The organism is Streptomyces sp. NPDC002742 (assembly GCF_042888885.1).
Taxonomy (GTDB): Bacteria; Actinomycetota; Actinomycetes; order Streptomycetales; family Streptomycetaceae; genus Streptomyces.
The window spans coordinates 369,202-390,542 of the sequence record NZ_JBIAQF010000007.1; the positions used below are offsets into that span (position 1 = coordinate 369,202).

17 protein-coding genes and 3 pseudogenes are annotated in these 21,341 nt (G+C 71.4%); 10 read left to right on the forward strand and 10 right to left on the reverse strand.

Annotation, left to right across the window (positions count from 1 at the left end; translation table 11 throughout):
• Positions 1 to 127 precede the first annotated feature (127 nt).
• Together ACFYW8_RS15435 and ACFYW8_RS15440 are read left to right on the forward strand one after the other, a co-directional pair.
• Positions 128 to 1,813, forward strand: a complete 1,686-nt coding sequence (locus ACFYW8_RS15435; protein WP_389074024.1) for a chitinase — start codon at positions 128 to 130, stop codon at positions 1,811 to 1,813.
• A gap of 254 nt (positions 1,814 to 2,067) precedes the next feature.
• The gene (locus ACFYW8_RS15440; RefSeq protein ID WP_365877908.1) at positions 2,068 to 3,438 is read left to right on the forward strand and encodes a M14 family metallopeptidase; all 1,371 of its coding nucleotides are present in this window, start codon (positions 2,068 to 2,070) and stop codon (positions 3,436 to 3,438) included.
• An 81-nt stretch (positions 3,439 to 3,519) separates the two neighbouring features.
• On the opposite strand, the gene ACFYW8_RS15445 is transcribed toward ACFYW8_RS15440, so the two are convergent.
• The 5 genes from ACFYW8_RS15445 to ACFYW8_RS15465 form a co-directional block, all read right to left on the reverse strand.
• Entirely contained in the window at positions 3,520 to 4,371 is an 852-nt protein-coding gene (locus tag ACFYW8_RS15445) for a hypothetical protein (RefSeq protein ID WP_389073699.1), read from the reverse strand.
• A 166-nt stretch (positions 4,372 to 4,537) separates the two neighbouring features.
• Positions 4,538 to 6,061, reverse strand: a complete 1,524-nt coding sequence (locus tag ACFYW8_RS15450; protein WP_365877904.1) for an SLC13 family permease — start codon at positions 6,059 to 6,061, stop codon at positions 4,538 to 4,540.
• Positions 6,062 to 6,284: 223 nt separating this feature from the next.
• Positions 6,285 to 6,695 (reverse strand): RidA family protein, encoded by a 411-nt coding sequence (locus ACFYW8_RS15455; protein ID WP_389073706.1) that lies wholly within the window; start codon positions 6,693 to 6,695, stop codon positions 6,285 to 6,287.
• Positions 6,696 to 6,702: 7 nt separating this feature from the next.
• A complete protein-coding gene (locus ACFYW8_RS15460) occupies positions 6,703 to 7,470 on the reverse strand; it encodes an IclR family transcriptional regulator (protein ID WP_389073711.1) in 768 nt (255 codons plus the stop codon).
• On the reverse strand, positions 7,467 to 8,477 hold the full coding sequence (locus tag ACFYW8_RS15465; RefSeq protein ID WP_389074029.1) for a sugar kinase: 1,011 nt from the start codon (positions 8,475 to 8,477) through the stop codon (positions 7,467 to 7,469). Before ACFYW8_RS15465 ends, ACFYW8_RS15460 begins: the two co-directional genes overlap by 4 nt.
• A gap of 357 nt (positions 8,478 to 8,834) precedes the next feature.
• Here ACFYW8_RS15465 and ACFYW8_RS15470 point away from each other — a divergent pair, with 357 nt between their 5' ends.
• On the forward strand, positions 8,835 to 10,112 hold the full coding sequence (locus ACFYW8_RS15470; protein ID WP_389073716.1) for an amino acid deaminase: 1,278 nt from the start codon (positions 8,835 to 8,837) through the stop codon (positions 10,110 to 10,112).
• A gap of 67 nt (positions 10,113 to 10,179) precedes the next feature.
• Positions 10,180 to 11,808, forward strand: a complete 1,629-nt coding sequence (locus tag ACFYW8_RS15475; protein WP_389073719.1) for an amidohydrolase family protein — start codon at positions 10,180 to 10,182, stop codon at positions 11,806 to 11,808.
• A 20-nt stretch (positions 11,809 to 11,828) separates the two neighbouring features.
• On the opposite strand, the gene ACFYW8_RS15480 is transcribed toward ACFYW8_RS15475, so the two are convergent.
• The 3 genes from ACFYW8_RS15480 to ACFYW8_RS15490 form a co-directional block, all read right to left on the reverse strand.
• Entirely contained in the window at positions 11,829 to 12,716 is an 888-nt protein-coding gene (locus ACFYW8_RS15480) for a serine protease (protein ID WP_389073723.1), read from the reverse strand.
• 136 nt (positions 12,717 to 12,852) lie between these two features.
• Positions 12,853 to 14,631, reverse strand: coding sequence for a P-loop NTPase fold protein (locus ACFYW8_RS15485; RefSeq protein ID WP_389073728.1), 1,779 nt, complete (start codon positions 14,629 to 14,631; stop codon positions 12,853 to 12,855).
• Between the two features lie 46 nt (positions 14,632 to 14,677).
• Positions 14,678 to 15,334, reverse strand: a complete 657-nt coding sequence (locus tag ACFYW8_RS15490) for a hypothetical protein (protein WP_389073732.1) — start codon at positions 15,332 to 15,334, stop codon at positions 14,678 to 14,680.
• Between the two features lie 126 nt (positions 15,335 to 15,460).
• Between ACFYW8_RS15490 and ACFYW8_RS15495 the strand changes: the two genes are divergently transcribed.
• From ACFYW8_RS15495 to ACFYW8_RS15520, 6 genes and pseudogenes are all read left to right on the forward strand, one after another.
• Complete coding sequence (locus ACFYW8_RS15495) at positions 15,461 to 16,672, forward strand: pyridoxal phosphate-dependent aminotransferase (RefSeq protein WP_365877888.1); 1,212 nt, start codon at positions 15,461 to 15,463, stop codon at positions 16,670 to 16,672.
• 123 nt (positions 16,673 to 16,795) lie between these two features.
• Positions 16,796 to 17,224, forward strand: coding sequence for a hypothetical protein (locus tag ACFYW8_RS15500; protein ID WP_389073739.1), 429 nt, complete (start codon positions 16,796 to 16,798; stop codon positions 17,222 to 17,224).
• Positions 17,225 to 17,459: 235 nt separating this feature from the next.
• Positions 17,460 to 17,651, forward strand: a pseudogene (locus ACFYW8_RS15505) (hypothetical protein); the annotation flags it as partial.
• Positions 17,651 to 17,920 (forward strand): annotated as a pseudogene (locus ACFYW8_RS15510) (toxic anion resistance protein); the annotation flags it as partial. The pseudogenes ACFYW8_RS15505 and ACFYW8_RS15510, both read left to right, overlap by 1 nt.
• Positions 17,895 to 18,647, forward strand: a pseudogene (locus ACFYW8_RS15515) (VWA domain-containing protein); the annotation flags it as partial. The pseudogenes ACFYW8_RS15510 and ACFYW8_RS15515, both read left to right, overlap by 26 nt.
• Entirely contained in the window at positions 18,634 to 19,299 is a 666-nt protein-coding gene (locus ACFYW8_RS15520; protein ID WP_389073743.1) for a hypothetical protein, read from the forward strand. The pseudogene ACFYW8_RS15515 and the gene ACFYW8_RS15520, both read left to right, overlap by 14 nt.
• A 59-nt stretch (positions 19,300 to 19,358) precedes the next feature.
• Here the strand turns inward: ACFYW8_RS15520 and ACFYW8_RS15525 are convergent, their stop codons facing one another.
• Positions 19,359 to 20,519, reverse strand: a complete 1,161-nt coding sequence (locus ACFYW8_RS15525) for a hypothetical protein (RefSeq protein ID WP_365877884.1) — start codon at positions 20,517 to 20,519, stop codon at positions 19,359 to 19,361.
• Positions 20,516 to 21,322: a PP2C family serine/threonine-protein phosphatase gene (locus ACFYW8_RS15530; protein ID WP_389073749.1), complete on the reverse strand. Its 807-nt coding sequence runs from the start codon at positions 21,320 to 21,322 to the stop codon at positions 20,516 to 20,518. The genes ACFYW8_RS15525 and ACFYW8_RS15530 overlap by 4 nt, the downstream gene beginning before the upstream one ends.
• Positions 21,323 to 21,341 lie beyond the last annotated feature (19 nt).

The window sequence follows — 21,341 nt, forward strand, 5'->3', positions numbered from 1 at the left end:
GAGGGCTCCCCGGGACTTGACAACCGGATTGGTCTGGACCAACTTGTATCCACCGGCGGTGGCCACCGTTCCGTTCCCCCTCCCCTCCCCCACCTCCCTGGAGGCCCCAGTGGACCGCGTCACCCGTATGCCCGGACGGAGATGGGCGGGAGCCCTCGCCGCCGCCGTCACCGCGTCCGTCCTCTCGCTCACCGGTCTGGCCGGCCAGGCCCAGGCCGCCGACATCAACAACGTCAAGAACGGCGGCTTCGAGGCCGGCCTGAGCAACTGGACCTGTTCGGCGGGCAGCGGCACGACCGTCTCCTCGCCCGTGCACGGCGGCTCGGCCGCGCTGAAGGCCACGCCCGCGGGGCAGGACTACGCCCAGTGCTCCCAGTCCGTCGCCGTGAAGCCCAACTCGACGTACACACTGAGCGCCTGGGTCCAGGGGTCGTACACCTACCTCGGGGTGACCGGCACGGGGACGACGGACGTGTCGACCTGGACGCCCAACACCACCTGGACGCAGCTGACGACCACCTTCACCACCGGCGCCTCGACGACGTCGGTGGCGGTCTGGTCGCACGGCTGGTACGGACAGCCCGCCTACTTCGCGGACGACTTCTCGGTGTTCGGCCCCGACGGCGGCGGTGGCGGCGACCCGGCCCCGACGGTCCCGGCGACCCCGGCGGGCCTCGCCGTGTCCGGCACGACCTCCTCGTCCGTCTCCCTGGCCTGGAACACCGTGTCGGGCGCGACGGGCTACAACATCTACCAGGGCGGCTCCAAGGTCCAGGCGGTGACCGGAACCTCAGCGACCGTCTCGGGGCTCGCCGCGTCCACGGCGTACTCCTTCCAGGTCTCGGCGACCAACGCGGCCGGTGAGTCGGCGAAGTCGTCGGCCGTCACCGGGACGACGGCCGCGTCCGGCGGTGGCGGGGGCGGCGGGACCGTGCCCGCGCACGCCGTCACGGGCTACTGGCAGAACTTCAACAACGGCGCGACCGTCCAGAAGATCTCCGCCGTGCAGTCGCAGTACGACATCATCGCCGTCGCCTTCGCCGACGCCACCAGCACGCCGGGCGCGGTGAGCTTCACCCTCGACTCGGCCGGACTCGGCGGCTACACCGTCGACCAGTTCAAGGCCGACATCAAGGCCAAGCAGGCCGCCGGCAAGAAGGTCATCATCTCCATCGGCGGCCAGAACGGCACCATCTCGGTGAGCGACTCGACGTCGGCCACGAACTTCGCCAACTCCGTCTACTCCCTGATGCAGACGTACGGCTTCGACGGCGTCGACATCGACCTGGAGAACGGTCTCAACGCGACCTACATGTCGCAGGCGCTGCGTTCCCTGTCCGCGAAGGCGGGCTCGTCCCTGGTCATCACCATGGCCCCGCAGACGATCGACATGCAGTCCACGTCGAACTCGTACTTCCAGACCGCGCTGAACATCAAGGACATCCTCACCGTCGTCAACATGCAGTACTACAACAGTGGTTCGATGCTCGGCTGCGACGGCAAGGTCTACTCGCAGGGCTCGGTCGACTTCCTGACGGCGCTCGCCTGCATCCAGCTGGAGGGCGGTCTCGCCCCGTCCCAGGTCGGCCTCGGTCTCCCCGCCTCCACCAGTGGCGCGGGCAGCGGCTATGTCTCCCCGACCATCGTGAACAACGCCCTCGACTGCCTGACCAAGGCCACCAACTGCGGCTCCTTCAAGCCTTCCAGGACCTACCCGGGCCTGCGCGGCGCGATGACCTGGTCGACCAACTGGGACGCCTCGGCCGGCAACGCCTGGTCGAACGCGGTGGGCCCGCACGTGCACGCGCTGTAGTACCGCCCGCTCCCTTCAACCGTCCCCGGTAGCCCTTCGTCCGGCCCCGCCCGTCGCAGTCGCGACGGGCGGGGCCGGACGCGTTCCACGGCCGATTCCCGCCACCGGCCCTTTGTCGTCTCTTGACCTGCTCATGCCACGACCCTCACCATGAGCGCCACACCGGCACCAGCACGTCACCTTGCGCCACCCCCCAGCTCCGCTCCCCTACATTCCGGAGATCCCGGAATTTTCCGGAGAAACAAGGAGACTTCATGCGATTTCGCCCACGTGGCAGTGGCAGCGCCGACGGCAAGGGCAGAGGCGGCCGGCGCGGAGCCGCCCTCGCCGTCCTCGCGGCACTCGCTCTCGCGGCTCCCCTGACCGCCACCGCCACCGACGCCACGGCGAGCGGGGCCAGGGCCCTCGCGCCCTCGTCCGACGACATCAGGCAGTACGAGATCCACACGAGCTCGACCTCCGCGTCCCGAACACAGATCCAGCGGTCGGGCGTGACCGTGGACGAGGCCGACGAGGAGACCGTCGTCGTCTCGGGCCGCGCGGACCAGATCGCCACCTTGCGCCGACAGGGCTACGACGTCTCACTGTTGGGCTCCGCGCCCGACCGTGCCGCCTCCGCCGGCGACGTACGCCTCTTCGACTTCCCGACGGCGGACTCCAAGTACCACAACTACGCCGAGATGAACGCGGAGATCGACCAGCGGCTCGCGGCCTACCCGAGCATCATGAGCAAGAAGGTGATCGGCAAGTCGTACCAGGGCCGGGACATCGTCGCCATCAAGGTCAGCGACAACGTCGCGACAGACGAGAGCGAGCCCGAGGTCCTGCTCACCTTCCACCAGCACGCCCGCGAGCACCTCACGGTGGAGATGGCGCTGTATCTGCTGCGCGAACTCGGGGCCGGCTACGGCAGCGACTCCCGCGTGACCAACATGGTGAACAACCGGGAGATCTGGATCGTCCCGGACCTCAACCCGGACGGCGGCGAGTACGACATCGCGAGCGGCTCCTACCGCTCGTGGCGCAAGAACCGCCAGCCCAACTCCGGCTCCTCGTACGTCGGTACGGACCTGAACCGCAACTGGAACTACAAGTTCGGCTGCTGCGGCGGCTCTTCGGGTTCCACGTCGTCCGAGACCTACCGCGGCGCGTCGGCCGAGTCGGCGCCCGAGGTGAAGGTGGTCGCCGACTTCGTCCGCGGCCGGGTCGTCGGCGGCAAGCAGCAGATCACGGCGGGAATCGACTTCCACACCTACAGCGAGCTGGTGCTGTGGCCGTTCGGGTACACCACCGCCGACACCGCGACGGGGATGACGGCGGACGACGCGAACGCGTTCAAGACCGTCGGCCAGAAGATGGCCGCGAGCAACGGCTACACGGCCGAACAGTCCAGTGATCTGTACATCACGGACGGCTCGATCGACGACTATCTCTGGGGCACCCAGAAGATCTTCGACTTCACCTTCGAGATGTACCCGACGTCCAGCTCCGGTGGTGGCTTCTATCCGCCCGACGAGGTCATCGAGCGGGAGACCTCCCGCAACCGGGACGCGGTGCTCCAACTCCTGGAGAACGCCGACTGCATGTACCGGTCCATCGGCAAGGCGGCCCAGTACTGCTCCTAGGCGGCACCGCACCGGCCCGTCCGGCCGGTGACCGGGGATCCGCGCGCCCTTCGTGACCGGGCGCGCGGATCCCCGTACCGCTTACGGCTTTTCGACCTTGCTCTCGGCTGCGGTCTCGGCCCCGGCCTGGTCCGTGTCCGTGTCCTGGTCCTGGTCCTGGTCCTGGTCCTGGTCCGTGTCCTGGTCCGCCTTCTCGGCCGACTCGGACTCCTCGGTGGCGTCCGCCGCGTCCGCAACCTCGGTCGCGTCAGTCACCTCGGACTCCTCCGCCACCTCGGACGGGGCGACGGACGTGACGTCGTCGGCGTCCGTGGTGGACTCGTCGGCCTCGATGGCCGCGGTGTCGTCACCGTCCTCGAAGTAGGCGTCCAGAACCGCGTCGAGCTGCTCCTCCCACTCCTTGAAGCGTGCCCGGGCGTTCGCCTCGATCTCTATCGGATACCAGCGGCGGTCCGGCGTGTGCACCGTGATGGTGAACCGCTTGCCGAACCGCGGCGACTCCGTCTCGACTGCGCCGATCTCGTCCCAGCGGAACTCCGCCTCCTGGTCGTCCAGGCGCAGCAGGACGCCGCTGTGGTCGGCCTTGATCGAGGCACGCCGGTCGGAGGCCTCGAAGACGGGACCGTCGGCGGCGGGGCCGGATTCCGGTTCGGTCCCGGGCTCCGTCTCCGTCCCGGAATCGGTCTCGTCCTCGGAGTCGGTCTCCTCTTCGGCCACGGACTCCTTCGGGGTCTCGGCGGCGGGCGCCTCGTCGGACGCCGCGTCGTCGGGGACCGTCTCGCCGGAGACGGTCCCCTCGGCGGCGGCCTCCTCGGTCTCCACGACCGCGTCCTTCGGCTCCGCCGGCACGGGTGACGTAAGCCCGGGGATGTACGCCGGGTTCACCGCGGCGGCGTCCAGGGGCTGGCTCTTCGAACCTATGCGCTGCTCCACAGCGGGAAGTATGGTCGAAGATCCTGTGTCGGGCACAGCCAGCCCCTACTTAGCTATGCCTCTGTTACACGAAGAGACCCATCGCGGCCGTACGAAGCGGCCGACGACTGCCGTACGCGGCCGTACGAGGACGCCGGTCGCGGCCGTACGAGGACGCCTTCCACGACTACACGAAGACGCTGACCACGGCGGCCACCGCGAACCCCGCGACGGACAGCACCGACTCCAGGACGGTCCAGGTCCTGAGGGTGTCGCGCTCACTGATGCCGAAGTACTTGGCCACCATCCAGAAGCCGCCGTCGTTGACGTGCGACGCGAAGATGGAACCCGCCGAGATCGCCATGATGACCAGGGCGACGAAGGCCTGGGAGTGGTGGCCCTCGACGAGCAGCGGCGCGACGATGCCGGCCGTGGTGACGATCGCGACCGTCGCCGAACCCTGGGCGACCCGCAGGACCAGGGAGATCAGATAGGCCAGGACGATCACGGGGAGGCCCACGTCGTTGAAGGTGTCCGAGAGCGCCTGGGCGACTCCGCTCGCCTTGAGCACGGCGCCGAACACGCCGCCGGCGCCGACCACCAGCAGGATGTTGCCGACCGGCTTGAGGGACGAAGTCGACACCGTCTCCAGGGACTTGCGGGACCAGCCGCGCCGGATGCCGAGCAGGTAGTAGGCGAGGAGCAGGGCGATCGTGAGGGCGACGAAGGGGCTGCCGAAGAACTCGATGACCGAGCGCGGGGTGGAAGGGTCGAGGGCGATCGAGGAGAAGGTCGCCGCGAGGATCAGCACCAGGGGGGTACCGATGATGCCGAGGACCGTGCCGAGCGGCACGGGCTTCTCCTGCGGCTCGACGCCGTCCCCCGGGCTCCCGGCCTCACCCGGCAAGGAGGCACCCGCACCCCGCTGTTCGGCTACGACCGCCCGCTTGGCCTCGGCCGCCGCCTCGACCATGTCCTGCGGTACGGGGACGAAGATCCGCTTGCCGATCCAGGCCGCGTAGACCCAGGCGGCCAGCACGGCGGGGATGCCGCAGACGATGCCCATGAGGATGACCCAGCCGAGCTGGACGTGCAGCAGTCCCGCGGCGGCCACCGGGCCGGGGTGCGGCGGCAGGAAGGCGTGGGTCATCGACAGGCCGGCGAGCAGCGGCAGGCAGTAGAGCAGGATCGACTTGCCTGAGCGTTTGGCGGCGGCGTAGACGAGGGGCGCGAGGACGAAGATGCCGACGTCGAAGAAGACGGGGATGCCGAAGATCAGGCCGGTCAGGCCCATGGCGAGCGGGGCCCGCTTCTCCCCGAAGAGGTTGAGCAGCCGGGAGGCCAGCACCTCGGCGCCGCCGCTGACTTCGAGGATCGCCCCGAGCATCGTGCCGAGGCCGATGATGATCGCGACATGGCCGAGGATGCCGCCCATGCCCGTCTCGATGACGGACACGGCGGTCGACCGCTGGACCGTGCCGAACAGCTCGGTGACCGAGAGCCCGGCCGCGAGGCCGACGGCTATGGAGACGGCGAGCAGGGCGACGAACGGCTGGAGCCTGACCTTGATGATCAGGAGCAGGAGGAGCGCGATGCCGAGGGCGGCGACCGTGAGCAGTCCGGCCGTGCCGTCGAGGAGAAGCAGGAGACCACCGGTGTGAGGTGGTGTCTCCGGGACCGGGGCTGTCGCTGCGAGCGGATATGACGACATGTCGGGGGGCCTCGTTTTCGTGGGTCCATCGAGCTTTCGGGCAGGGCGGATCGCGGTGCGGCACCCCGGGGTCGGCGGGTGCCGCACCGTGACGTCGTACGCGGTGCGGGAGTTGCGCGGGCGTGGGCCCGGAGGAGCGTTGCGCGGGCGGGGGCCCCGAAGAGCGTTGCGCGGGCGGGGGCCCCGAAGAGCGTTGCGCGGGCGGGAGCCCGCACGGGCGACGTCAGCCGAGAACGGCGAGCACGTCGATCTCGACGAGGAGTCCGGCCGGCAGTCCGACGTAGACCGTCGTGCGGGCGGCGGGGGGCGCGGTGAGGCCCTGGTCCTCGAAGTACTGGTTGTAGATCTCGTTCATCTCGACGAAGTGGCCGGTGTCCGTGAGGTAGACGCGGATCATCATCGCGTCGTCCCAGCCGGCTCCGCCCTCTTCGAGGATGGCCTTGACGTTGGCGAGCGTCTGGAGGGTCTGCTCGCGCAGGGTCGGGCCGGCGGGCGTCGGGGGCCTGCCCTCCTCGGCGGGCAGGAAGCCGACCTGGCCGGCGACCTGGAGGATGTTCCCCTTCCGCACACCGTGCGAGAACTTGGCGGGCGGGGTGGTGTGGGTCGCGGGGGTGAGGGCGATCTTGTCCGTCATGCGGTGATCATTCCTTTGGTTCTTCCTTCGTGGAGGCTCTGCCGGAGTAGTCGCGGCTGATGGCGTCCGCCGTACGGCGCACCAGCGGGAGCAGGGTGAGGAGTTCCTCGGCGGTGACGACGACGTTGGGCGCGGAGACCGACATGGCTGCGGCGACGCGTCCGTCGGCGCCGCGGACGGGGGCGGCGACGCAGTTGATGGATTCCTCGTGGCCGCCGAGGTCCGTGGCCCAGCCCTGTTCGCGTACCGTCGCCAGTTCCTTCAGGAAGGCGGGGGCGTTGGGGGTCGAACGGGCCGTGTACATGGGGTAGTCGAGCTTGTCGGCGACGGCGCGGCGCTCGACCTCGGGCAGGTCGGCGAGGAGCAGCTTGGCCACCGCCGCGACGGTGATGGCGACGGGCTTTCCGATGCGCGAGTACATGCGGACCGGGTAGCGGCTCTCCACCTTGTCGATGTAGAGCACCTCGTTCTCCTCGTACACGGCGAGGTGGACGGTGTGCCCGCAGCTCTCGTTGAGGCGGACGAGGTGGGGATGGGCGATCTCGCGGACGTCGAGGTTCTCGACGGCCTCCTGGGCGAGGGCGAAGAGCCGGGCGCCGAGGCGGTAGCGCTGATCGGACTGGCGGTAGACCAGGCCGTGTTCGTGCAGGGTGCGCAACAGGCGGAGCGCCGTGGACTTGTGGACGCCGAGGCGGTCGGCGACCTGTCCGAGGTCGGCGGGGCCCTCGGCGAGCAGCGGCAGGATGCTCAGCGCTCGGTCGACGGTCTGGCTCATGGCGTACGTTCCTCCTCGGCGGCCCGTGCGTCGGCTGCGGTCCAGCCGGGGCCGAGACGAAGTGTCTCCCAGGCACGGTCGTCGAGAGCGGCCAGCCGGTCGGCGTGCCCCCGGGCGGGCGGCTCGGCGAGGTCGCCGGGCACGGTGAGGGCGGCGGCGGCCATCAGGTGGCCGTGCCGCAGCCGGTCGCGGACGGAGAGGCCGCGCAGGGTGGCGGAGAGGAACCCGGCGGCGAAGGCGTCACCGGCGCCGACGGCCGCGACGACGTCGACCCGCAGGGCGCGGACGAGGGTGGCGGTGCCGGTGACGTCCTCGGTCCCCTCGGGGACGTCCTTGTCGAACACGACGGCGCCGCCCTTGCCGTACTTGACGACCAGGACGTCCGGTTCGGGGAGGGCGTCACGGATCGCCGCCGCCCCGCGCAGTCCCCAGGCCTCGCCGGCCTCGTCGGCCCCGACGAAGACGATGTCGGCGCCGCGCGCGAGGTCGAGCAGGACGCGGGGTCCTTCGGGGTCGCGCCACAGTCCCGGGCGGTGGTTGACGTCGAAGGAGACGAGGGGGCGGCCGGGCCGCGGGGCGGTCAGTTCGCGCATCAGGGCCAGGCAGTCGCCGGAGAGCGCGGCGGTGATACCGGACAGGTGCAGCACGCGGCCGGACCGGGCGGCGGCCAGGTCCACGTTGTCCGCGGTCATCGCGGAGGCGGCGGATCCGGCGCGGTAGTAGGCGACTTCGTGGGCGTCGGTCGCCCGGTCGCCCGCGGTGCGGAAGTAGACGCCGGTCGGGCGGTCGGGGTCCCGGCGTACGGCGGAGGTGTCGACGCCGTACGCGGTGATCGCCTCGACGAGGTGGTCGCCGAACCCGTCGGCGCCGACCCTGCCGACCCAGCGCGCGGAGTGACCGGCGCGGGCCAGCACGCACGCCACGTTCGACTCGGCGCCGCCGATGCCCCGCTCGAAGGAGGGCACGTCGGCGAGGCGTCCGGCCCGGGTGGGCAGAAAGGTGACCATGGACTCGCCGAGCGCCACCACGTCGACGGTGCCGGTGCCGGTGCCGGTGCCGGTGCCGGTGCCGGTGCCGGTGCCGGTGCCGGTGCCGGTGCCGGTGCCGGTGCCGGTGCCGCTCTCGACATCGATGTCGGCCTCGGGGGACTCGGCACCTGCGGGTCCGTTGCTGGTCACGGTGGTCGGGGCTCCTCGCTCTGGCGGCCGACGGCGGCGAACGGCACCGTTGACCCTGCGTTGGCTGGGATGTTAGACAGCAGTAAGCGCCATACGCAATGAGCGTTGCGCATGATGCAACGTCACACGCACCGCACCGCACAACAGGCAACAGGCAACAGGCAACAGGCAGACCAAGGAGGCCCCATGAGCGCCGACACCGCCGCCGCACCACTGGCCGCTCTCGCGGCGGAGCGCGTCGACCACCGTTTCAAGGGCCTTCCTCCGGACGCGGACGGCCTGAGCGTCGGCGAGCTGGCCGCCCAGCGCCGCAACCTCTTCACGGACGGCTTCACCACCCCCGTCCTCGCCCTCTCCGCCGAGCGTCTGACCCACAACCTCGAACTCATGGAGACGTACGCCACCCGGCACGGCCTCGCCTTCGCGCCGCACGGCAAGACGTCCATGGCGCCTCAGCTGTTCTGGCGGCAGATCGAGCACGGTGCCTGGGGCATCACCCTCGCGGTCCCCCACCAGGTCCGGGTGGCCCGGGAGTTCGGCATCGACCGGATCTTCCTCGCCAACGAACTCGTCGACCCGGCGGCCCTGCGCTGGATCGCCGCCGAGCTGGCCGGGGACCCCGACCTCCGGTTCGTCTGCTACGTCGACTCGGTGCGCGGAGTCGAGCTGATGGACGCCGCGCTGCGCGGGAGCGCCCGCCCGGTGGACGTCGTCGTCGAACTCGCCGCCGGTGAGGGCGCCCGTACCGGCGTGCGTACGGAAGCGGAGTGCGAGGCCGTGGCGGACGCGGTGGCCGCGACGGCGACGCTCCGGCTGGCCGGTGTCGCGGGGTACGAGGGCGAGGTCCCGGACGCGAACCCCGAGCGGGTGCACGCCTGGCTGCGGCGGCTGACCGCGCTCGCGGCGGCCTTCGACGGCGCCGGGCGGTTCAAGGGCCTGGAGACGATCATCGTCAGCGCGGGCGGCAGCGCCTGGTTCGACGCGGTCGCCGACGTCTTCGCGGAGATCCCCGAACTCTCGCTCCCCGTTCTGAAGTTGCTGCGTTCGGGCGCGTACGTCTCGCACGACGACGGCCACTACCGGAAGCTGACCCCCTTCACCCGCGTCCCGGAGGAGGGCGCCCTGCACCCGGCGTTCCGCCTCTGGTCGCAGGTCGTCTCCCGGCCGTCGCCCGAGCAGGCCTTCACCAACGCGGGCAAGCGGGACGCGGCCTACGACCTCGGCCTGCCCTTCGCCCAGGTGGTGCGCCGGGACGGCGAGGAGCGCCCCGCGACCGGCATCGAGGTCAGCGGGCTCTCCGACCAGCACGCGTGGCTGCGGACGGCCCCCGAGGCGGATCTGGAGGTCGGCGACTGGTTCGGCACGGGCCTCTCCCATCCGTGCACGTCCTTCGACAAGTGGCAGCTCATCCCGCTGGTCGAGGCGGACGGCACGGTCGTCGACTACATCCGCACGTTCTTCTAGTCGACCACACCCGCACGTTCCTCCAGTCGACTGCATCCGCACGTTCCTCCAGGGCCGGGAGACACCCATGGATCACGCCGATCTCGTCATCCAGGACGTGGACGTCGCCGACGGCAGTGGCGCCCCCACGTACCGCGCCGATGTGGCCGTCAAGGGCGGCCGGATCGTCGCGATCGTCCAGGAGGCCGCGGCGGCGGGCTGCCAACGGCCGCGCGGCACACGGGAGCTGGACGCCGAGGGCCTCGTCCTCGCCCCCGGTTTCATCGACATGCACGCGCACAGCGACCTCGCGCTGCTGCGGGACCCGGACCACAGCGCGAAGGCCGCCCAGGGGGTGACCCTCGAAGTCATCGGCCAGGACGGCCTGTCGTACGCGCCGGTGGACGACCGTACGCTCGCGGAGGTCCGCCGGACGATCACCGGCTGGAACGGACACGGCGACGACATCGACTTCACCTGGCGCTCCGTCGGCGAGTACCTGGACCGTCTCGACCACGGCTTCGACGGCGAGGGCATCGCGGTGAACGCCGCCTACCTCGTCCCGCAGGGCACCGTCCGGATGCTCGCCGTCGGCTGGGAGGACCGCGAGGCGACCCCCCAGGAGCTGGCCCGGATGCGGCAGTTGGTGGCGGACGGACTGCGCGAGGGCGCCGTCGGGATGTCCTCCGGACTGACGTACACCCCCGGGATGTACGCCCGGGACGCCGAACTCACCGCCCTGTGCCGGGTGGTGGCGGAGCACGGCGGCTACTACTGTCCGCATCACCGCTCCTACGGGGCGGGCGCCCTGGAGGCGTACGAGGAGATGGTGACCCTCGCGCGCGAGGCCGGCTGTCCGCTCCATCTCGCCCACGCCACCATGAACTTCGGCGTGAACGAGGGGAAGGCGCCGGACCTCCTCGCCCTGCTGGACAAGGCGCTGGCGGAGGGCGCGGACATCACCCTGGACACCTATCCGTACACCCCCGGGTGCACCACCCTGGTGGCGATGCTGCCGAGCTGGGCGGGCGAGGGCGGGCCCGAGGCGGTTCTCGCCCGGCTGCGGGACGACGCGACGGCCGAGCGCGTCCGGCACCACATGGAGGTCGTGGGCGCGGACGGCTGCCACGGCGTGCCCATCGCGTGGGACACGATCGAGATCTCGGGAGTGAGCGAACCCGGCCTCGGCTCGTACGTGGGCCGGACCGTCCAGGAATCCGCCGACCTGCGCGGCGAGGCCCCCTGGACCACCGCCCGACGGCTGCTGGTGGAGGACCGGCTCGGCCCGACGATCCTGCAGCACGTCGGCCACGAGGAGAACGTCCGGGCGATCATGCGGCACCGCGTGCACACCGGCGGCTCCGACGGCATCCTGCACGGCAGCAAACCGCACCCGCGCGCCTACGGCGCCTTCCCGCACTATCTCGGCCGGTACGTACGGGAGCTGGGTGTCCTCTCCCTGGAGGAGTGCGTCGCCCGTCTCACCGGCCGCCCCGCCGCCCGGCTGCGACTGCCCGACCGCGGTCTCGTCCGCGAGGGGTACCGCGCCGACCTGGTCCTCTTCGACCCGGCGACGGTCGCGGCGGGTTCGACCTTCGCGGCGCCGCGCACCCTGCCGACCGGCATCCCGCACGTCCTGATCGACGGCCGGTTCGTCGTCGAGGACGGGCGCCGGACGGACGTCCTGGCGGGACGGGCGGTCCGCCGCACGGCGTGACCGCCCGCCCTCCCGCCGTCCTACGGCTTGGGCAGGACGCAGCCGCTCGCGCTCAGGTTCAGCTTGTTGCCGGTCGTGAAGCAGGCCGGGATCAGGTAGGTCTCCTCGGCGTAATTGATGCCCGGGTGAATGGTGACGTTGCCGTTCGCGTCGACCTCGCACGGGTTGTTCACCGTGCAGGTCTCGCCGTCCTCGTTGCCGGTGTTGTTGACGGCGACGACCTTGCCGGTCGACTGGTCGATGACGGGCGAGCCCGAGGTGCCGCCGATGGTGTTGCAGGCGGAGGTGTAGCGGACCGAGTCCTTCCAGGTCCAGCTGCCCTCCTTCAGGCGGTACACGAACCCGTCGATGCTGCAGTTGTAGAGACGCTTCCAGTAGCCGGAGGCCACCGTGATGGCGGTACCGGCGGTCGGGTGCGTGTCCTGCACGGTCAGCGCGCTGATGCCGTACGAGCTCTTGATGGTCGCGTAGGTGCTGGTGAGCTGGTAGATCGTGATGTCCGTGTCGGTCATCGTCGAGTACGCGACCTTGCTCGCGCGCAGGGTCGCGACCTTGGTGCCCGCCGAGTTCAGCAGACCGAAGGTCCGGCTGGACGACTGACCGACGATCACCTCACCGGGGTCCGGGAAGCCGGTCTCCAGGCAGTGGCCGTTGGAGAGCACGAGCGCCGGGTCGGTGTCCGCCGAGTTGGGGAAGCGGATGACCGAGCCGGAGCAGTTGCTGAGCGCGACGGTCCCGGCGAGGCTGACGGCCTGGAGCGTGGGCGCCGCCGCCTTGGTGTCCGCCGGGCCGGCCGTGGCCGACACGTGCGCGGGGGCGGACCGGGGAGCGGGTGCCGCGACCGCGGGTGCCGCGCCCGCCCCGGCGATCACCAGGGCGAACAGAGCGGCGACGAGAGGCTTTCTCATGTGGGGGTCCCCTCTTGCGACGTGGGCGACCGAAGGTCATCCGGTCACCTCCTGTTGACCGGAGGTCTTCCGGCCATCTGTTTGTCATGTGCATTGTGAGGGGGGAGGGAAAGGCGGACAAGGAGACGTTTTCGGCCTAAGAGGCGGAAACCGCGTGGGCCTCCTCCGCGTAGCGGAAGAGCAGGGCGCCGCTCGTGGCGACCTTCGCGTCGAGGGCCGCGGCGCGGGCCTCGCGGTTCGGGGTGGTGCGACTGGTGAAGAAGACGGCGGGCCCGGGGTACCGGCCGCTCTCCCGCCAGCGGCCCAGATCGGTGAGCCCCGCCTCCCGGTCCAGTCCGCGCTGCACATCGGAGATGAGCAGGTCGATCCGGGTGGTGTCGAGGACGAACTCGGCACGGTCCCGGTCCGTGGCCACCCGGACGCGAGCGCCCTGCGCCTCCAGCAGGTCGACGAACTGGGTGTTGCGCTCGGGATGGTCGTCGATCCACAGGACCTGCATGCCGGAGTACGGCATCCCGGCGTACGACGGGCCGGCACCGCCCGGCCGCACGGACGAACCGGGTTCCGGGGTCCCGTCCGCGGGATCCGCCGCGAGCCGGGGCGCCCCCCGCTGCAACTGCCCCACCATGTCCTCCACCTCGGTCAGCGCCATCAGCTCCTCGATGAGCCGGACGAAGTTCGGATCGAGCGCCAACTCCGGGAATCCGGTGGGAAGGTGCTCCTCCAGCCGGGCGAGCAGCGTGCCCCAGTCCCCGGGCCGGTCCGGCTCCGGCGCGACCAGGTCGTACGCGAGCAGGCAGCTCACCGCGACCGGCCAGGTCCCCTCCGCGGGCTGGGCGAACGGCTGGCTCAGCACCCGCCGGGTCACGCGGTAACGGAGGAACTCACGGGCCGCGTGCACGTCGGCGCCGTCGCGGGCGAGCAGCACCCGGTAGAAGTCGGGGTACAACTGCTGGAGCAGCAGGACCCGGATCACCGCCTCCGAACTGAACGACTCCCAGACGGGGTTGAGCGCGCACTCCAGGCCGAAGCCGTTGATGAGCCGCTTGATCCGGCGCGGGTTGCGGGCGGAGCGCACGGCGATCAGCTCGGCGAGGTGGTCGCCGAGCAGATCCTGGATGCCGGAGCGCTGCGCGCACCGGTCGACGTAACCACGGACCTCGGCGGCAGCCGGGATCGGCACCCGGTAGCTCGTCTGGAAGATCTTCTCCATGAACGCCGACCCGGCCGGCGACAGGTCCCGCAGCAGCCCGCTCGGTCCCAGCGCGGAGCGGTCGCACCCGATGACGAAGGCGAGCCCCGGCACGTCCAGGTACACCTTCACCGCCTCGCACACCGCGAGCACGGTCTCCTCGGAACAGCGGTCGAGGTCGTCGACGAAGACGACGAGCAGACGCCGGGTGTCGAACGACGTGGACCCGGCCCAGTCCGCCGTGACTCGGCGCAGCGCGTCCCGCATGGCGTTGCGGGACCGGGCGTCGACGGAGAGGTCCCGCCAGAGCCGGTCGACCAGGGCGGCGGCCCCGAAGAACGCGGCCCCGAACGTCAGCACCACCCGGATCCAGCTGATGAGCGCCCGCTGCCCCGAGACCCGGCGCACCGCCCGCAACAGCACCCGTCTGTCGAACCGCATCAGGACGGACTTGATCAGGCCTTCGAGGGCGTCGGCGCCCGTCGAGGTCCAGGCGTTGTACCAGACGGTGTGGACACCCTCCCGGGCCTGCAACTCGGCGTCCACGAGCCGCATCAGGCTGCTCTTGCCCATGCCCCACCCGGCGTCCACCGCGAGGGTGAGCGGGGTCGCGGCCCGCGAGTCGTGGAGCAGTCTGGCGAGTTCGCGGGCGGCCCGTCCGGTACCCAGCAGATCGTCACCCGGCCCGGCCACCGGCTCGTCGTTCAACAGCGAGAATTCCATGCCCTGCCTCCCCCTTGCGGCAGGGCCAACCTACTGGGGCCGGCGGCTAACCGAACCCGCCTCCGCCGTGACCGTGCCCGTGCCCGCGGCCGCCGCCGGTGCCGGCCGTCGCCGAGGCGGTCGGGGTGGCCGGGCCGGTCGGGGTGGGTACCCCGGAGGCCGTGGGCGCGGTGGAGGCGGAGGGCGCGGGGCCCGTGGAAGCACCCGCGGGCGTGGAAGCACCCGCCGTCGCGGACGCGCCGGGGGAGACGGCGCCCGCGCTGCCCGAGGGGGCGCCCGAGGCGGTGTCCGGCGGGGCGGCCGACGGCTGCGCGGAGGAGGCCCCGGTGGACCCGTCGTCCGGCTGCGCGGGCCCGGTGGCGAGGTGCACGGGACCGGTCGTCCGCAGGGGCGTGCCGCCGGATCCGTCGGGGGCCCCGGAGTCGAACGCCCCCAGGACGACGACGCCCGCCGCACCCCCGGCCACGGCCAGCCGCCGGGTCAGCCGGGCACGGCGGCGGCGCAGCAGCCGCTCCTGCCGTGCCGTGGAGCCGCCGGGCACCACGGCCAGGACGCTGGTGTCGTCGCCGTCCGTGTAAGCCTTGCGCCAGCCGTGCGCCTCGGCCGGATCGGCGTACGTCTCATAGGCCAAAGGCGTGACCCCGTCGCTCTGCGGGAGGTACACCGTCGGCCGGGGTTCGGGATCTCCGGACTGCCAGGACATGATCGCGCATTGTAGGGACCACCAGCACTTTCGGCGCAGCCGACGGACAAAGAGGTTCGAACCGCCACGTCTCACGTGGTGAAGAACACGCCCCGGCGCGCGTTACGCGGCCGTAAGCTCACGGACATGCAGGTGATCCAGTCCACGAAGCTCGCCAACGTCTGCTACGAGATCCGGGGCCCGGTTCTTGAGGAGGCGATGCGGCTCGAAGCGGCCGGTCACCGCATCCTCAAGCTCAACACGGGCAACCCGGCCGCCTTCGGGTTCGAGTGTCCGCCCGAGATCCTCGAGGACATCCTCCGCAACGTCTCCTCGGCGCACGGCTACGGCGACGCCAAGGGTCTGCTCGCCGCCCGCCGCGCGGTCGTGATGCACAACCAGACCCTCGGCATCGAGACGGACGTCGACCACGTCTTCATCGGCAACGGCGTCTCCGAGCTCATCGTGATGGCGATGCAGGGACTGCTGGACGACGGCGACGAGGTCCTCGTACCGGCACCGGACTACCCCCTGTGGACCGCGGCGGTCTCCCTGTCCGGCGGCACCGCCGTGCACTACCGCTGCGACGAGCAGTCCGACTGGATGCCGGACCTCGCGGACGTGGAGCGGAAGGTCACCGACCGCACCAAGGCGATCGTCATCATCAACCCGAACAACCCGACCGGCGCGGTCTACGACGACGAGATGCTCCGGGGGCTCACGGACATCGCCCGGCGGCACAACCTGCTGGTCTGCTCCGACGAGATCTACGACAAGATCCTCTACGACGGCGCCACGCACACCGCGACCGCCAAGATCGCCCCGGATCTGCTCACCCTCACCTTCAACGGCATGTCGAAGGCGTACCGGGTGGCGGGCTACCGCGTCGGATGGATGTCGGTCTCGGGGCCGCGCGCGCACGCCGCCTCCTACATCGAGGGTCTGACGATCCTCGCGAACATGCGCCTGTGCGCGAACATGCCGGGACAGCACGGAGTGGTGGCGGCGCTCAGCGGGCGGCAGACGATCAACGAGCTGGTCCTGCCGGGCGGGCGCCTGAAGGAGCAGCGGGACGTCGCGCACGAGCTGCTGACGCAGATCCCGGGCGTGACCTGCGTGAAGCCGAAGGGAGCGCTGTATCTCTTCCCGCGCCTCGACCCGAAGGTCTTCAAGATCAAGGACGACCGGCAGATGGTGCTCGACCTGCTGCGCCGCGAGAAGATCATGGTCGTCCAGGGGACGGGCTTCAACTGGCCCGAGGCGGACCACTTCCGGGTGGTCACCCTGCCGACGGTCGCCGATCTGACGGACGCGGTGACCCGGATCGGCACGTTCCTGGACGGCTACGGCCAGCCGTGACGCCCGCGGGGACACCCGGTGCGCTCACCCTGCGTACGCACCGTGTCCCGTTGTGCGAACCGGCTCAACTTTAGACGAAATCCAAGCTAGGATGGCTTCCTGTCAGGCACAGGAGGCCATCCCATGTACGAACCGATCCGCACGAAGTCGGTCCACACGATGGCCGGCACCCCCGCCCCCTCCCCCGACTTTCCCCACCGGTCGCGCGAGGAGGAGCTGGACATCCAGCTCGCCGGTCACCTCGCGGCCCTGCTCGCCGTCACGGACGAGATCCGCGCGCTCGCGCCGTCCGCCGACCTGGACACCGGCGCCGAGCGGCTCACCGAGCAGGTGACCCGGCTGCGCGGCGGCACCGCCCCGGTCCGCGCCCCGGCCGCCGACGCGTCCACCGCGTCCCGTCTCGCGACACTCCACCGGCGTGCCCACGCCCTCGCGGGCCGCGCCCTGGTCGTGGCGGCCTCCCGCGCCGACACGGCCGCGGCGATCCTGTCCGCCGAGCGCATGGACGCCCACGCGCGGGCCGTCGAACCCCGCGAGCTGGCCGCCCACTGAGCCTCGGGCTCCCCGAGCCCGAGGCCCCCGCACGGCCCCGGTCCGCGCGCTCCCGAGCGACGCGCGGACCGGGTGCCACACACCCCGGCTCCACCCCGGACCCGACCCCGAACACGGCCGCCCGCTCCGGTGTAGCGGCGCTCTCCCCTCCGGTTGCGTACCGGGACCCGGTGGTCACCCCGCGTTCACCCCCCGAGACGGGGGAACGTTGGATTCCGAGGTGCACGCTCCAGACGTGAGACGCATCGCGGGAATCGTCCTGGCGGTCCTGTTGATCGGCGGAGTGGCAGCAGCCGTCGTCGCAGGCCGCGATGATCAGGACAAGGGCACGGCAACGAAGACCGTGCAAGGAATGACCGGTTCGGAGAAGGCGGAGTTCTTCGCCGATCCCGACGTGGTGAAGGCCCTCGCCGCCAAGGGCTACACGAGATGGCGCGCCGGGCCGCGGAGTACATCGACGGACTCGCCGTCCTGGACGCCCACTCACCCGAATTCGCGGGCAAGGTCGAGGAGATCGCGGTTCCGGGGGCGAGCGAGATGCGCGGTGCCGCCGCCCAGTCCAACCGCATGGTGGAGCGGACGATCTGCAGCCTGCCCTCCGAGAGCGAGGACGCCCAGTCGCACGTCGAGGGCTCGCTCGTCGAACTCCGGCGCGTGGTCGAGGACCTGGACCCGCGAGACCGTGCGGCGCCTCGCCGAGGCCCTGCGCGCGCCGGCCACCCAGAAGCGGATCACCGAGGAGACGCACCGCCGCCCGGTCGTCGCCTCCGTCGCCCCGGCGGCCGGACTCGACACCGGACGACGGCGCGAACTCCCCTTCCCCGGAAGCCGGTCCACGGCCGACCGGCTCCTCGACTCCTACGAGAACAAGCTGCGCCGGCCGTCCAGGACCGTATACGTGCTCGACACCTCGGGCTCGATGGACGGCGACCGCCTCGACCGGCTGAAGAAGTCGCTCGGCGATCTCACCGGCGACTTCCACGAGCGCGAGGAGGTGACGCTGATGCCGTTCGGCTCGCGGGTCAAGAGCGTCCGCACGCACGTGGTCCGCCCCGAGAACCCGAAGGCCGGACTCGACGCCATCCGCTCGGACACCCGCGCGCTGAGCGCCGACGGGGACACCGCGATCTACACCTCGCTGGAGAAGGCGTACGAGCATCTGGGCGCAGGCGACGACACGTTCACCTCGATCGTGCTGATGACGGACGGCGAGAACACCAAGGGCGCGAGCCCCTCCGACTTCGACGCCTTCTACCGACGGCTGCCCGGCGCACAGCGGGAGATCCCGGTCTTCCCCATCCTGTTCGGTGACTCCGACCGCGGCGAACTCCAGCACATCGCCGACCTGACCGGCGGCCGTCTCTTCGACGCCCGGAAGGGCTCGCTCGACGGCGCCTTCGAGGAGATCCGTGGCTACCAATAAGCTCGTCGGCTTCCTGGAGTCCCGCAAGAACCTCACCGGCAGCGCCTGCGGGATAGCCGGACTCGCGCTGACCTTCGCCGGGGTGGCGGGCCCGTACTGGCCGGTCGTCGTCGCGGGACTGTACGGCGCGGGCGCCCTGATCGCCCCGCCGGAGCGCCCCGCCCTGCCCGACTTCCCTTCTCCCTCCGCCCAACTCGCCGAGCTGCGAACCGACTTCGACAAGCTGCGGGAGTACCTGGACGGCGTCGAGCTGCCCCCGGCCGCCGCCGGCCGGCTCACCGAGCTGACCGAGGTCCTCACCGCCCTGCTCGACCCCGGCTGGGTCGCCGAGGTCCTCGCCCAGGACCCGGAAGGCGTGCACGCCCTGTCGCGCGCCGTACGGCAGGACATCCCCGAGGCGGTCGACACCTTCGTCCGCACCCGGTGGTGGACCCGGCTGGCCCCCGGCACCGAACCGCCGGAGCGCCATCTGGAACGCCAACTCGGCCTGCTGCACGAGGAGTCGGAGCGGCTCGCGGCGGCACTGCGGGAGACGGAGGCACGGCGCCAGGAGTCGCACACGCGCTACCTGGAGGACCGTGGCCGCTCGCAGTCACCGCGCTCGCTCGCGGTGACCAGGGCCACTCGCGGTGACCAGGGGGTCTCGCACTGACCAGGGGGTCTCGCAGTCCGGAGTCGTCGGCCCTCCGGGCCGCTCACCGTGACCGCGGCTCACGCGTTCGCCGCGATCACCACCAGGATCACGACCACCAGGACCAGCAGCGCCACCTTCAGCGCGGTGGGCCACGGCTCGCCCGGCGCCGACGGCTGCGGCGCCGCGCCGGGCACCGGGACCGCCGCCGGCCGGTTGAACACGTCATGCCCGGTGAGCGCCGCCCGGGCGCACCAGGGGCACGCGGTCAGATGCGAGCCGAACGCGTGCAGCGGGCGGCTCGGGCAGACCCGTACCAGCGCCCGCTCCTTGTCCAGGGCGCGGAGCCAGGCCTCCGCCGGGGGCCGGGTGGCGGGATCGTGCACACCGGGGCCGAAGGCGGAGCGGGCCAGCGCGAGGAGTTCGGGCGGGAGCACGGAGGGGTCGATGGTGCCGCGCGGGATGACGACCCGCTCGGGGCGCACGACGTAGGAGCAGCTCGCGGCGATGTTGTCCTTGACGGTCGACTCCGAGGCGCTGTCGTGCGGGACGCCGCCGAAGGGGTGGTTGCCCGCGGTCAGCAGCTGGTAGACGAGGACCGCGAGGGCGAACTCGTCGGTGGCGCGGGTGGCGGGGCCGCCGGCCTGCCGCTCGGGGGACGAGTAGTCGGTGGTGTGCATCAGGCAGGGGAAGAGTTCCCCGGTCACCGGGTCGTTGAAGGCGATGGAGTCGCAGTCGAGGAAGGTGACGAAGCCGTTGGCGTCGACGACGACGTTGCTGCTGGAGAAGTCGCCGATGACGAGGTTGTCGTAGTGCATGCGGGCGGTCATGAAGGCGAGGTTCCAGGCGACGCCGACCAGAAAGCGCCAGTCGGCCCGGTCGGCGAAGAGCTTGAGGCGCTGGGCGCGGGTGAACAGGCCGATGAGCTGCACGTGCTGGGGTTCGCCGAAGCGGCGCATGGCGTAGCCGAGGAACTCGCCCCGCGCGCCGCGGGCGAGGGCGGTCGGCCAGGCCAGCTCGGGCGGCTGGGAGGCGTCGGTGGGGCGGGTCACGAGCGGGGACATGGTCAGCATCCGCGTCAGCCGCCGCTCCTGTTCGGGGCCCGGCGGTTCGCGGTACAGCTTGACGACGATGCCGTCGTCGCCGACGACCGGGAAGACGGCCGCCTGGCCGCCGCCCTTCAGGGGCAGCTCGGCGAGGGTGACCGGCTTGCCGTCGAGGAACACGGTGAGGCCGCTCATGGCCGCGCCTTGAGCACGGCCCGCAGCAGGGTCTTGTCGTCGGCGTTCAGGGCGGTGAGCCGGTCCGAGCGGAGCAGCGTCCCGAGTCCTTCGTGGGCGCTCGCGGTCACCGGACCGGGAACGTCGAGGGAGCGGAAGACGGCCTCGGCGAACGACGTGTTCGGGGACAGGGCGCCGCCACCGGAGCGGTTGAGCGCGGCCTGCGCGAGTCCGTCGGTGGACAGCAGCACCCCGTCGATCCCGTCGTCGGACACGCAGTCGGTGTGCACCCAGCGGGCCGCGTCCGGCGACGTGAGGAAGACCGTCTCGTTGCTGTACTCGCTGGCCGCCGCGGGCTGCGGCAGCAGATGGAACTGCCGCTCACCGTCCTCCGTACCGGCCCGCAGGACGACGAAGCCGTCGCCCAGGGACAGATGACCGAGCCAGCCCCGCGCGAGCACGACCACAGTGAGCGTGGTCGCGAAGTCCGCCGCGTCGGCGCCCGTGCGGTCCAGGAACACCTTGCAGACGTCGTGGAAGGCGTCCTCCAGCAGCTCGTGCACGGCTTGGCCGGGACGGCGGTCCGCCGCGGTGGCGGCCCGGCGCGCGAAGTGCTCGGTGGCCAGCTCCACCGCGAGCCGCGAACCCTCCTCGGAGCGTGGTCTGCTGCCCGCGCCGTCCGCGACCGCGAGGACCGCCACGGACGCCGACACCGTGTAGGCGCAGGCGTCCTGGCAGGGCAGCCCCTGGCGGCGGTGCCGGTAACCCTCGACGCTCATTCCGTGGATCCGCCACGGCGTCTGCCGCTCGTCGACTCCGGTCATCAGTCAGCGATCCCATCCG

What these genes read in the sequence shown, in the direction of transcription:
- ACFYW8_RS15435 (WP_389074024.1), top strand. Translation starts at nt 128, where the DNA reads ATGCCCGGACGGAGATGGGCGGGAGCCCTCGCCGCCGCCGTCACCGCG.
- ACFYW8_RS15440 (WP_365877908.1), top strand. Translation starts at nt 2,068, where the DNA reads ATGCGATTTCGCCCACGTGGCAGTGGCAGCGCCGACGGCAAGGGCAGA.
- ACFYW8_RS15450 (WP_365877904.1), bottom strand. Translation starts at nt 6,061, where the DNA reads ATGTCGTCATATCCGCTCGCAGCGACAGCCCCGGTCCCGGAGACACCA.
- ACFYW8_RS15455 (WP_389073706.1), bottom strand. Translation starts at nt 6,695, where the DNA reads ATGACGGACAAGATCGCCCTCACCCCCGCGACCCACACCACCCCGCCC.
- ACFYW8_RS15460 (WP_389073711.1), bottom strand. Translation starts at nt 7,470, where the DNA reads ATGAGCCAGACCGTCGACCGAGCGCTGAGCATCCTGCCGCTGCTCGCC.
- ACFYW8_RS15465 (WP_389074029.1), bottom strand. Translation starts at nt 8,477, where the DNA reads ATGGTCACCTTTCTGCCCACCCGGGCCGGACGCCTCGCCGACGTGCCC.
- ACFYW8_RS15470 (WP_389073716.1), top strand. Translation starts at nt 8,835, where the DNA reads ATGAGCGCCGACACCGCCGCCGCACCACTGGCCGCTCTCGCGGCGGAG.
- ACFYW8_RS15475 (WP_389073719.1), top strand. Translation starts at nt 10,180, where the DNA reads ATGGATCACGCCGATCTCGTCATCCAGGACGTGGACGTCGCCGACGGC.
- ACFYW8_RS15480 (WP_389073723.1), bottom strand. Translation starts at nt 12,716, where the DNA reads ATGAGAAAGCCTCTCGTCGCCGCTCTGTTCGCCCTGGTGATCGCCGGG.
- ACFYW8_RS15485 (WP_389073728.1), bottom strand. Translation starts at nt 14,631, where the DNA reads ATGGAATTCTCGCTGTTGAACGACGAGCCGGTGGCCGGGCCGGGTGAC.
- ACFYW8_RS15490 (WP_389073732.1), bottom strand. Translation starts at nt 15,334, where the DNA reads ATGTCCTGGCAGTCCGGAGATCCCGAACCCCGGCCGACGGTGTACCTC.
- ACFYW8_RS15495 (WP_365877888.1), top strand. Translation starts at nt 15,461, where the DNA reads ATGCAGGTGATCCAGTCCACGAAGCTCGCCAACGTCTGCTACGAGATC.
- ACFYW8_RS15500 (WP_389073739.1), top strand. Translation starts at nt 16,796, where the DNA reads ATGTACGAACCGATCCGCACGAAGTCGGTCCACACGATGGCCGGCACC.
- ACFYW8_RS15525 (WP_365877884.1), bottom strand. Translation starts at nt 20,519, where the DNA reads ATGAGCGGCCTCACCGTGTTCCTCGACGGCAAGCCGGTCACCCTCGCC.
- ACFYW8_RS15530 (WP_389073749.1), bottom strand. Translation starts at nt 21,322, where the DNA reads ATGACCGGAGTCGACGAGCGGCAGACGCCGTGGCGGATCCACGGAATG.